General features: G+C 65.1%; 8 protein-coding genes. All 8 read left to right on the plus strand.

All coding sequences use genetic code 11. The annotated features are described in order from the left end of the window. The first annotated feature begins 16 nt into the window (after positions 1-16). The 8 genes from tssF to EDC28_RS01235 are packed head-to-tail and all read left to right on the plus strand — an operon-like array spanning position 17 to position 10,770. Entirely contained in the window at positions 17-1,831 is a 1,815-nt protein-coding gene (gene tssF, locus EDC28_RS01200; RefSeq protein ID WP_123420394.1) for a type VI secretion system baseplate subunit TssF, read from the plus strand. Next, complete coding sequence (tssG, locus tag EDC28_RS01205) at positions 1,795-2,949, plus strand: type VI secretion system baseplate subunit TssG (protein ID WP_123420395.1); 1,155 nt, start codon at positions 1,795-1,797, stop codon at positions 2,947-2,949. Before tssF ends, tssG begins: the two co-directional genes overlap by 37 nt. After that, positions 2,946-5,606, plus strand: coding sequence for a contractile injection system protein, VgrG/Pvc8 family (locus EDC28_RS01210; protein ID WP_123420396.1), 2,661 nt, complete (start codon positions 2,946-2,948; stop codon positions 5,604-5,606). The genes tssG and EDC28_RS01210 overlap by 4 nt, the downstream gene beginning before the upstream one ends. Then, positions 5,603-8,263 (plus strand): DUF2169 family type VI secretion system accessory protein, encoded by a 2,661-nt coding sequence (locus EDC28_RS01215; protein ID WP_123420397.1) that lies wholly within the window; start codon positions 5,603-5,605, stop codon positions 8,261-8,263. Before EDC28_RS01210 ends, EDC28_RS01215 begins: the two co-directional genes overlap by 4 nt. Beyond that, positions 8,260-9,321 carry a pentapeptide repeat-containing protein gene (locus EDC28_RS01220; protein ID WP_123420398.1) on the plus strand — a complete coding sequence of 354 codons (1,062 nt, stop codon included), beginning with the start codon at positions 8,260-8,262 and terminating at the stop codon, positions 9,319-9,321. Before EDC28_RS01215 ends, EDC28_RS01220 begins: the two co-directional genes overlap by 4 nt. Continuing rightward, positions 9,318-9,872: a DUF3540 domain-containing protein gene (locus tag EDC28_RS01225; protein ID WP_123420399.1), complete on the plus strand. Its 555-nt coding sequence runs from the start codon at positions 9,318-9,320 to the stop codon at positions 9,870-9,872. The genes EDC28_RS01220 and EDC28_RS01225 overlap by 4 nt, the downstream gene beginning before the upstream one ends. Positions 9,873-9,882: 10 nt before the next feature. Further along, a complete protein-coding gene (locus EDC28_RS01230; protein WP_050657844.1) occupies positions 9,883-10,269 on the plus strand; it encodes a DUF4150 domain-containing protein in 387 nt (128 codons plus the stop codon). Positions 10,270-10,272: 3 nt separating this feature from the next. After that, positions 10,273-10,770 (plus strand): hypothetical protein, encoded by a 498-nt coding sequence (locus EDC28_RS01235; RefSeq protein WP_123420400.1) that lies wholly within the window; start codon positions 10,273-10,275, stop codon positions 10,768-10,770. The last annotated feature ends 2 nt before the right edge of the window (positions 10,771-10,772 follow it).

The raw sequence follows: 10,772 nt of genomic DNA on the forward strand, positions 1-10,772 counted from the left end.
GCAAGGAGCACAGGCCATGGACAGCAGTACGGTATTTCGCGACTACTTCGAAGCAGAGCTGGGCCAGTTACGCGCCCAGGCTGCCGATTTTGGCCGCGACTACCCCGCCGCCGCCAAGGCCCTGGCGCTTAGCGGCGGCCGCTCCGCCGACCCGCAAGTGGAATTGCTGCTGCAATCCTTTGCCTATCTCACCGGCCGCCTGCGCCACCAACTGGACCAGGACGCCGCCCTGCTGCCCAACGCCTTGATGGCCCAGCTCTACCCGCACCTGGAAGCGCCCATCCCCAGCCTGGCCATTGCCCAGCTCACCGTCGGTGGCGCCATCGACCCGCAAGCGGGCAACCAGCTGCTGCGTGGCCGCGAATGCTACGCCCAAACCCAAGACCAGCAAGGCCGCAACCTGCGCTGCCGGATGAGCACCTGTTTTGATACCGCCCTGTTGCCGGTGACCATCCTCGACATCAAGCAGGTGTCCCCCACCGCCTATGACGAACTCAGCGAAGACCGCTCGGTCAACGCCGTGATCAGCGTGCGGCTCAAGGCCACGGGCCTGGATCCGCTTGGCTCCCTGGGCCTGACCCGGCTGCGCTTTTGCATCAACAGCGAGCATCGGCACGCCTGGCCCTTCTATGATCTGCTGGCGTTGCAACTGGCCGGCGTTGCCACGGTGCCGGCGGGCGGCCAGCAGCTGTGCCGCCAGGACGCCTCCAGCCTGCGCTGGCTGGGCTTTGACGATGATGAAGCGGCGCTGGCCACCGACATGGTGACCCATCCCGGCTACCGGTTGGTGCAGGAGTACTTCGCCTTCCCGGAAAAATTCCTGTTCTTTGAGCTCGACGCTCTTAGCCTTGAGGGCCAGCACGACGAATTTGAACTGTTGCTGCTGTTGCAGGGCCCCGTCGACAAGAAGCTGTCTCTGGACAAAGCACTGCTCAAGCTCAACTGCGTGCCGGTGGTGAACCTCTTCCCCCAGCGCCTGGAGCCGCTGTCGCTGGACCAGTCGCACTTTGAGTACAAGCTCAGCGGCGACCACGCCAACCACCGCTTTCTGGAGATTTACAAAATCCTGTCGTTGCAGGCGATGCGCCCCGACGAGCCGCCGCGCTCCGTGGTGCCCTACTTCTCGGTGGACGGCATGGGCCAGCTCGAAGAGCAGCAGTATTTTTACACCACCCGCCGGGTCGACAGCCCACTGCGCCGGGTGCCGGGCACTGAACTTTATGTGTCTTTCATCGACCTGGCCTTCTCGGCCCAAAAACCTAACAACGAAACCTTGACCGGCCGCGCCCTGTGCACTAACCGGCGCCTGGCCGAGCACCTGCGGGTAGGCGACCGGCTGTTTTTGGAAGGGCCAGGCCCGGTCAAACAAATCAACGTGGCCAGCAAGCCCACCCCGCACCAGCCGCCGGTGCTGCTGGGCAGCCAGCCCTGGGCATTGGTCTCCCAGCTGCTGCTCAACCACCTGTCGCTCACCAACGACCGCTACGGCCCCAGCGCCTTAAAAAGCATGCTGCGGCTGCACCTGGGCCACGCCAGCCTGATGGGCACCAAGCAGATAGACGCCATCACCCGGCTGCAAATTGCGCCCATGGTCAGGCCCATCACCCAGGAGGGGCGACGGGTAATGATGGAAGGGCTGCACATCACCCTGACGCTGGATCGCAAGCACTTCGAAGGGGCCAGCCCGGTGCTGTTCGCCGAGGTGCTGCGCCGCTTTTTCGCGCTCTATGCCAGCGTTAACACCCTGACCGAATTGAGCCTGGAAACCCATGACACCAAAGGGAAACTGAAAACATGGCCACCTATGGTTGGTTCACAGATCGTGCTTTAAGCGACCGGGTTGCCCTGCACCCGGAGCGCTTTAACTTCTACCAACTGGTGCGGCTGCTACTGCAGGACCGCCAGGCCGACGCCAGCCAGCTGGACGACGTGGTGCGCTTTACAGCCAGCCTGGACATGGCCTTTCCCAGCCACGAAGTACGCCAACTACAACCGGGCCAGACCCCGGCCGAGCCGATGGTGCTGGAAACCAGCAACCTGGTGCTGGCCGGCTACAACGGTCCGATTCCCGAGGCCCTGTTCGAGCAAATGATTGAGCAGGCCCGCCAGGGCAACAAGACGCTGATCCACTTCTTTGACCTGTTCAACCACCGCTTGAACGTGCTGCGCTACCACATCAAAAGCGCGCCCCGGCTGGGCCTGAACGTACTGCCCCCCGAGGCCACGCCGGTGGCAATGATGCTCTCGGCGCTGATGGGGCTCACCCACACCCAGGCCGCCGAGCGGCTGCCCCTGGACGAGCGCAGCTTGCTGGGGCTGGCCGGGTTACTGGCCAACCCCCGCTACAGCGAACCGGTGCTGACCCGCATCCTCAGCCATTACCTGGGCGCCCAGGTGACCCTGGCCCCCTTAAGCGGCGCCTGGCGGGCGCGCCAGGGTGACAACCTCACCCGCCTGGGCCAGGCCAACCAGCGGCTGGGCCAACAAAGCCGTCTGGGCCGAAGCGTGTGGATGCCGGCGGCGCGCATCAGCCTGGAGGTGGCGCCCCTGCCTTACCCGGATTACTGCCGGCTGCTGCCGCGCCAGGACCTGCACACCGGCTCCGGCTATGTGCCGCTGGTGGCGCTGCTGCGCTTTTTGGTCAACCGCCGCCACGACGCCTGGGTCAAGCTGACCCTGGCCCAAGATACCCGGCCACAGCCGATGCTGACCGCCAAAGCCTGGCAGCCCTTTCCACTCAGATTGCACTTGGGGGCAAGCTCGAACCGCCCTCGCCCTCAAGCCCGCCAATACGGCAAACCGGGCCGGTTGTCGCGCTCCGCCAGCCAAGGTGAGCCGGGCTATTGGGGGCTGCGGCTTGGGCAAACCGCCTGGCTGCGCGGCGCCAACCCCAGGCCCGGCTGCCGTTTTCTGGTTACCGCTTTTGACCAAGAGCAGGCCGCGCCATGAACCAGCCCATCAACAGCACCCAGATAGCCACCCTGGAAGGGCCGCAACCGGCGCAGTTTCTGCACGTCACCATCACCCTTAGCGATGGCCGCAAACTGGGCGACGAGACCTTCCGGCTGGTCAGCCTGCAAGGCCAGGAAAGCGTGTCCCAGCCCTTTGAGTTTCAGCTGGAACTGCACGCCAACACCCAAAACGGCCCGCTGCCGGTGCCCAAACCGCGCCTGGAGGCCATTAACTTCAACCAGGTAATGGGCCAGCCGGTGACCTTTGCCATTACCCTGCCCTGGCTGCGCCAGGACGACCACAGCTTTGAGAGCGATCTGGAAGCGTCCAGCCAGCGATTTGCCGAGGCCATGAACGGCGGCAACAGCGCCGGTTTTCGCTGGTTCAACGGCATCATCACCGGCTTTGCCATGGGCGCTCCCGGTGTCTACCACGCCACCGTCAAACCGGCGCTGTGGAAGCTGACCCTGGCCAACCGTTACCAGGTGCACAAGGGCATGACGGTGATTGCGGCGCTACAAGCGGTGCTCAGCCGCCATGACATCCGCCATATCGACAGCCAGCGGGTGCAGGACCTGGCGGTGAACCGCTCCCAGGATTGGCTACAGGCCGGCGAGAGCGATTTTGACTTCTTCCAGCGGCTGCTGGGCAAGGCCTATCTCTACTACTACTTTCGCCACCACCCGGGCTACCACGAGTTGGTGCTGTCCAACAGCGCCCATTACCCTGACCGGGCCCGGGCCCTGCCGCTGCGTTACGCCTATACCGGCACCGAGGAGCTGGGCCTGGAGCAGGACGATGTCATAAGCGACTACCGCTTCGAGCAAACCCTGAGCGTGGCGGCCATCCAGTCGCTGCTGACCGACCAGCAAGAAGCCTGGCAGGTGGACGGCGACCCGCGCCTCAACAACTTTGCCGCCCCCGAGCATGCCAAAGAGATGCTGGCCATGTTCCGCCAGCACAAGGTGTTCCAATACGGCTCCAACAAGGACGAAGCCAGTATCTTCCACGCCAAGGCCAGCCAGGCGCGGCTGGCCTCGGCGTCGATGCTGAGCGGCAGCAGCTACTGCGCCGACTTTTGCGCCGGTTTTACCTTTACCCTCACCGACGCCCTGGCTGGCGCCAGCCTCGACCCCTTGGTAGACGCGCAGCGGCCCATCCAGCCGCAACTCAAAGACCAAGGCTTTGTGCTAACCAAGGTCCAGCACCAGGCCAGCATCGACGGCAGTTACAAAAACAGCTTTGAAGCCACCGAGGTCGAAGGCCTGGTGGCGCCCTTTTCCCTGGGCGACACCCAGCAAGGCAGCATTCTCGGCACCGTGGTGTCGCACAGCGACCCGGACTTGCGCCCGGCCAGCTGGAAATACGGCTATGCCGGCGACTTCGACGGCGACACCAGCCCCTATATTTTCGACCACCAGGCGCTGCCCTATCGTCAGTTCCACCCGCCGGGCGCCGAAGGGGTGTACGTGCGCTTTGCCACCGACGGCGACCACGACAAACCCAGTTGGGTGAAGCTGTCGGCCTATATGGAAACCACCCCCGAGATAGGTGCCCAGGTGGTGATAGGCCGCTCCAACGACGAGTCGGAACTGCCGGAGATAAGCCAGGTGGTGCACAGCAGCGGCACCCAGACCTGCACCCCTTCCGGCTGGCAGGCACGCACCGACATCGGCAGCAACTTCAGCACCCGCTACGGCGACGGCATCAACATCGGCTTTGGCCGCGGCATGAACGCCAGCGACGCTCGGGTGGCGCTGCAAAAAGCGGTGACCATAGTGCAAACCGCCTACGGCACCGCCGCCGGCGACAACCAGACTGCCCCCAACCCCAACGCCCCCATGGGCCGCTTTCGCGACGCCGGCTACAGCCAAGGGGCCAGCTACAACTTTGCCACCGCCAACAGCACCGCCAAAGCCGCCAGCCAGGACTTGGCCGGCACCTACGGCGGCCTGGGCCCCACCGACGACTTGCTGCGGGTAGACGAGTCCTTCGGCTCCAGCTTTGGCCAAAGTCAGGGCCAGGTGTCGTCCAGCGTGCAGCACTACGGAGTCAGCTACAGCAACAGCACTTTCGGCCGCACCGAGGCCTACGACACCGTGACCGGCACCGCCTATCGCAAGTCGGTGAACAAAGGCGCCAGCACCACCGTCAGCGAAAACTACGGCGCCATCTCCACCACCAGCACCATAGTGGCCAACTCCGACAGCACCACCAGCCAGACCGGCAACAGTGTCGATAGCCGCACCACCACCGGCAATACCACCTCCAGCAACACCGTGACCGGTACCGCCAAGAACAGCACCCAGATCACCACCCAAAAAAACAACAGCACCATCGGCATCAACGACAGCCTGGACCTGGTGGGCATGACCAACACCCTGAACCTGACCGGCATGAGCGATGCCATGAGCCTTACCGGCATGAGCACCAGCCTGAACGTGTCGGGGCTGAGCAACCAAATTGGCGTCTCGGGGCAGTCGTCGCAGATCAATATCGCCGGCTCCTCCACCAACATCGATATTGCCGGCAACGCCAATACGGTGCGGCTCCACGGGCCCGGCCTGGAACTGATTGAAGAAGCCGAGAAGCTCAAGCTGACCCTTGAGGATCTCAAGATCGTGATCAACTCAGCCTTGTCGATCATCCTATGAAAATCGTCAAACCCCTCACCCTGGGCCTGCTGACCCGCCCCTACCGCCAGGGCGGCCAGCACCGCTTGTGCCTGGCCGCCCTGGGCTTTTTCAAGCTGGGTGAGCAGCAGCCGCGGTTCCTGGACGAAGCCCAAAGCTGGCCCAAGGTATTGAGCCAGCTGCCGGCAGGCACCGCCCTGGATGAGGTGTACGGCAAACCCCACGGCGAGTTTCTGCTGGCCGGCAGCGCCTTTGCCCCCGGCGCCGCCCCGGTGACCGCACTGACCGTCACCGCCGCCCTGGGGCCCGTAACCAAAACCCTGGAGGTGCTGGGTGAGCGCCGCTGGTATTACGGCCCCTGGTACCGCATCGAAGAACCGGCGCCTTTTACCGAGATGCCGCTGACATTACGCCGCGCCTACGGCGGCCCGAAACTGGCCGACAACCCGCAGGGCACCGGCTACACCGGCAACCCCGTGGCCGGCTGGGTGGGCCAGAACCAGGGCGACATGCCCAACCTGCAATACCCGCACGCCCCGATCCATGGCCATGTGCTGGCCCAGCCCATCGCCAGCTTTGCCGCCTTGGACCCCAGCTGGCCGCAGCGCCGCCGTCATGCCGGCAGCTATGACGACCAGTGGCTGCTCAACGACGCCCCGGGCCTGGCCGCCGATCTCAATCCGCTGTTTTTCCAGCGCGCCGCCGCCGACCAATGGCAGCAAGGCCCCTGGCAAGGGGGCGAAGACTACCGGCTGGAAAACCTCCACCCCCAGCAACCGCTGATTGAAGGGCAACTGCCGGCCCTGGTGGCCCGCGGCTTTGCCCGCAACAAAGACAGCCAACAGCTCCAAGAAGTGGCCATGGCCCTCGACACCGTCTGGTTCTTCCCGTCCGTGGGCCTGGGGGTCGCCATCTACCACGGCAATGTGCCCTGCCAGGACAGCCTGGCCCAGGACCTGGACTTGGCCATGGTGGCCTACGAGTCGCCGGCGGCGCCGAAAGACGCTGACCATTACCGCCAGGTGGCCCAGCTGCGCTCGGACGTGAAAACCGCCGCCCAGCATGTGCTCAACGAAGCGCAGCTGGCCCCGGCCCTGGCCGCCGACCAACTGGCGGCGCGGCGCCAGCAAAGGGCCCAGCAGCAACAAGCGGCCCTGGCCCACCAGCAGGCGGTGCTGGACGAACTGGACCAAGAACTGTGGGCCCAAAGCGCCCAGCCCAAGCCGGCCAACTACCAAGGGCCCAAAGCCCAGCCGCCGCTGCTGGATATCGACATCGAGGCCCTCAAAGAAGGGGAGCAGCAGCTGAGCGACATCCTGGCCCAGGTGGATGCCATCAAGGCCGACGCCGACGCCAAGGCCAAGGCGCTAAAGCAGCAGCAGGCCCAGCAGCAGAAAAGCCAGCCCAAGGCGGCGCCCGTCAGCGCCGAGCAGCGTTATCAGCAGCGCCTGGCCCAGGCCGCCACCCCGGCCTGGGATCTGGTGGGCGCTGAAGATCCCAACCAGGCCAAACTCAAAGCGGCGCTGCGCCAAGCCGTTGCCAGTGGCCAACCCCAGGCCCCCAGCGAGGCGCAACTGGCCGAGCTTGAACAGCAGCTGGCCAAGCAAGCGGCCATGGCCCGCCAGGCCCAGCGCCTGGCCATGAGCCCGCAACAGCCGCCGCTGGCGCCCGAGCAGGCCCAGCGCCTGGGCACCCAAATTCGCCAATGGCTGGCCGGTGGCGTGCCGCTCAAGGGCCGCAACTTGAGTGGCGCCGACCTGCGCGGCTGCCGCTTCGACGGCCTGGATCTGCAAGAGGTCAACTTTGAGCAGGCCAATCTGGCCGGCTGCAGCTTTGTCGGTGCCAAGCTGCAAGGCGCGGTCTTTGTGGGCAGCCAGTTGGCCGGCGCCAATTTGAGCCAGGCCCAGCTGCAAGGGGCCAATTTCTGCCAGGCCAAGGCCAGTGGCAGCACGCTCAGCGGCGCCAAGCTCAACAAGGCCATGGCCATCGCCGCCGACTTCAGTGGCGCCACGCTGCAAGGGGCCGACTTAAGCCAGGCCATTTGCAACCTGGCCTGTTTCGAGCGGGCCGACCTTGGCGCCGTCATCGCCAGCAAAACCCTCTTTAATGCCATCAAGGCCGCGGCCAGCCACTGGCAGGGCGCGCAACTGGAGTCGGCCACCTTCTACCAGGCCGGCCTCCAAGGCAGTGGCTTTGAGGCGGCCCGCTTGCACCAGTGCGTGCTGCTCAGCGCCCAGCTTGACGGCAGCCGCTGGCAAGGGGCCAGGCTCAGCCGCACCCTGCTGACCGGCGCCAGCGCCGTCGGCATCGATGCCCGCCAGCTGCACTGCCAGCAGTGCGGCCTGGGCCAGGTCGATTGGCGCCAGGCCAACCTTAGCGGCGCCTTTTTAGCGCAGTGCGACCTGGCCGGCGGCAACTTTCAAGCCGCGGTGCTGGACGGCGCCATCCTCGCCGGCGCCTTGCTAAACCAAGCCCAGTTCCAGGGCGCCTCGGCCATCAAGACCAACTTTTTAAAGGCCCTGGCCCAGGGCGCCTGTTTTGACGGCGCCAACCTTACCGACGCCTGCCTGCTCAAGGCCTTTTTGCAAGATGCTCGCTTCCAGCATTGCCATCTGCAAGGCGCCCAGTTCGACGCCCCCACCCATCGCCAGCTCAGCCACCAACGGAGGCTGTCATGACCTTACTAGACAGCATGGCCAAGGCCCGGCGCCTGGGACGGCCGCTCGACAGGCAACAACAGCCGGGCTGGCAAGGGGCCGGCGCCGATGTAAGCGAATTGGTGATCACCGAGTCTGACTTCAGTGGCGCCAACCTCGCCGGCGCCAACCTGGCCGGCAGCAAATGGCTGCGCTGCGACCTTAGCGGCGCCGACTTGAGCCAGTGCCGCCTGCAAGGCACCAGCTTTATCGACTGCCAGCTCGACGGTGCCCGGGTTAACGGCGTCGACGCCGACAACAGCCACCTGGTCAATTGCAGCGCCCGCCACAGCCAATGGCAGCAAAGCCGCTTCACCCGCTGCACCTGGATGCAGTCGCACCTCGATGCCAGCAACTGGCAAGGCAGCCAACTGAGCCGCTGCGCCATCAGCGGCGGCAGCAGCAGCGGCTGGTCCCTTGACCATTGCACCCTGGTGCAATCGGCGCTGACCCGCCTGGATTTCACCCAGGCCAGCCTGGCAGGGCTAAGCGCCGACAAAACCGTGTTTGCCGGCAGCCGCTTTGCCGGCCAGAACCTGGCCGGGCTCAGCCTCAGCCGCTGCAATTTCGACAGCGTCGACTTTGCCAACGCCAACCTCAGTGGCGCCAACCTCAGCGGCGCCAACCTGCACGGCGCCCGCCTGCAAGGGGCCTGCTTGGACGGCATCGCCGGCCAGCACCTGCTGCTGCTGGAAGCCTCTCTCACTGGCTGCAGCCTGCAAAAGGCGCGGCTGCAAGGGGCGCTGCTGGTCAAGGCCAGTATCAGCCACTGCGATTTCAGTGGCGCCGACCTGAGCCATTCGAGCTGGGACCAGGCCAAGCTGTGCGAGGTGGATTTCCAGGGCGCCGATTTCGGCTTTGCCCGCTTTAACCACGCCCGCGGCCAGCGGCTGGATTTTCGCCGCTGCCACTTCGACCGTGCCCGCCTGCAGGGTGCGCAATTTGACCACAGCCGCTTTGACGGCACCTCCCTGAAAAAGACCTACCCGACGGACCCGGCCCTGCTGGCCGCCGAGCAACAGTATCTGGAGCAATCATGATGACCCGCGCCCTGAAAAGCCCCACCCAGCAAACCCCGCCGCCCATCTGGCACGAGGCCACCGTCAGCCTGACCTTAAGCCCCGGCTGCTACGTGCTGGACAACGGCTTTACCGCCCAGCAGGCGATCAGCTGCCTGGTCTGCCCGCAAGAAGGGGACAAGGTGTTGTGGCTGGCCAGTAAAGACGGCCGCCGTTATATCACCCACCTGCTGCTGCGCCCGCAAAGCGCCACCGCCAACCTGGCCGTGCCCGGCGCCAGCGGCATTGCGATTAGCACCAGCAACCTGGCCCTGACCGCCAGCGAGCAGCTGAGCATTCGCTCCCTGGGTGACGCCGAGCTCAGCGCCCCCACCGGCACCCTGAACATGGCCGCCCGCAACCTCACCATCACCGTGCTCGACAGCCTGCTGCAACTGGCCAAACACATCGTCGGCCGCTGCGACAACTGGCTGACCGAGGCCAAGGGCCTGAGCCGCTTGCACGGCCAGGACACTCAAGTGACCGCCGACAAGGATGTAAGGGTCGACGGCGAACGGATCAGCATGGGCTAAGGAGGCCAGCATGTTTGCCAATACCAACCTTGGGGTCATGAATCTGGGCTTTCCCGACGTCTGCCTGACGCCGCCCTATGCGCTGCCCATTCCCTACCCGAACATTGCCTTGTCGCTGACCCACATCCCGTCGCAGTTCAAGGTGTTGATCGGCGGCGGCCTGGCCGAAAACCTGCTGACCGAGGGCACCACTAGCCTCGGCGACACCACCGGCGTCGATACCGGGTTGATTTCCCATGAGGTGGCCGGCCAAGACCAACCGGTGCTGGGCAGCTTCAAGGTGCTGTACGGCACCGCCTTTGCCACCCGGCTGACCACCGTCAACATTCAAAACGGCATCAACAGCGTCGGGGTGTCACTGACCCCGGCGCAGTTGGTGGCCCTGCTGCTGGGGTAAGCCATGGCCAACCTCAAACGCCATTGTCGCACTGTTGCCCTGCTGGGGGGGCTGCTGCTGGGCGGCTGTTCCACCCTGGGCGGTTGGCTGGGCTTTGGGCCCGATTATGCGGCGCTGGACAGCCTGAAGGTGCTGGCCAACAGCGACGCCAATCAAGACGCCGCCGGTACGCCCTGTGCCACCGAGCTCGATATCGTCTTCGCCTATAGCCATGCGGCTATCGGCCAGCTCCCCAAGACCGCGCCCCAGTGGTTTGCCCAGAAAACGGCGCTGCAAAACGGCCTGGCCCAGGACCTGGCGGTGCTGTCGCTGCAACTGCCGCCCAGCACCGCCGTCAAGACGGTGCCCTTGGCGGACAAAGCCGACAAGGCCCTGCAAATCATTGCCTATGCCCGCTACTTCGCGGTGGCGGGGCAAAACCGCATGGATCTGACGCAGGCGCACAGTGCCCAACTGACGCTGCGCGCCAAGGATCTGCAACTGATTAACCTCGATGACTAGGC

Source organism: Gallaecimonas pentaromativorans, from assembly GCF_003751625.1.
Lineage (GTDB): Bacteria > Pseudomonadota > Gammaproteobacteria > Enterobacterales > Gallaecimonadaceae > Gallaecimonas > Gallaecimonas pentaromativorans.

Excerpts from the sequence above, each read along its gene's own strand:
- EDC28_RS01215 (WP_123420397.1), top strand. The coding sequence starts at position 5,603 with ATGAAAATCGTCAAACCCCTCACCCTGGGCCTGCTGACCCGCCCCTAC.
- EDC28_RS01225 (WP_123420399.1), top strand. The coding sequence starts at position 9,318 with ATGATGACCCGCGCCCTGAAAAGCCCCACCCAGCAAACCCCGCCGCCC.
- tssF (WP_123420394.1), top strand. The coding sequence starts at position 17 with ATGGACAGCAGTACGGTATTTCGCGACTACTTCGAAGCAGAGCTGGGC.
- tssG (WP_123420395.1), top strand. The coding sequence starts at position 1,795 with ATGGCCACCTATGGTTGGTTCACAGATCGTGCTTTAAGCGACCGGGTT.
- EDC28_RS01235 (WP_123420400.1), top strand. The coding sequence starts at position 10,273 with ATGGCCAACCTCAAACGCCATTGTCGCACTGTTGCCCTGCTGGGGGGG.
- EDC28_RS01230 (WP_050657844.1), top strand. The coding sequence starts at position 9,883 with ATGTTTGCCAATACCAACCTTGGGGTCATGAATCTGGGCTTTCCCGAC.
- EDC28_RS01220 (WP_123420398.1), top strand. The coding sequence starts at position 8,260 with ATGACCTTACTAGACAGCATGGCCAAGGCCCGGCGCCTGGGACGGCCG.
- EDC28_RS01210 (WP_123420396.1), top strand. The coding sequence starts at position 2,946 with ATGAACCAGCCCATCAACAGCACCCAGATAGCCACCCTGGAAGGGCCG.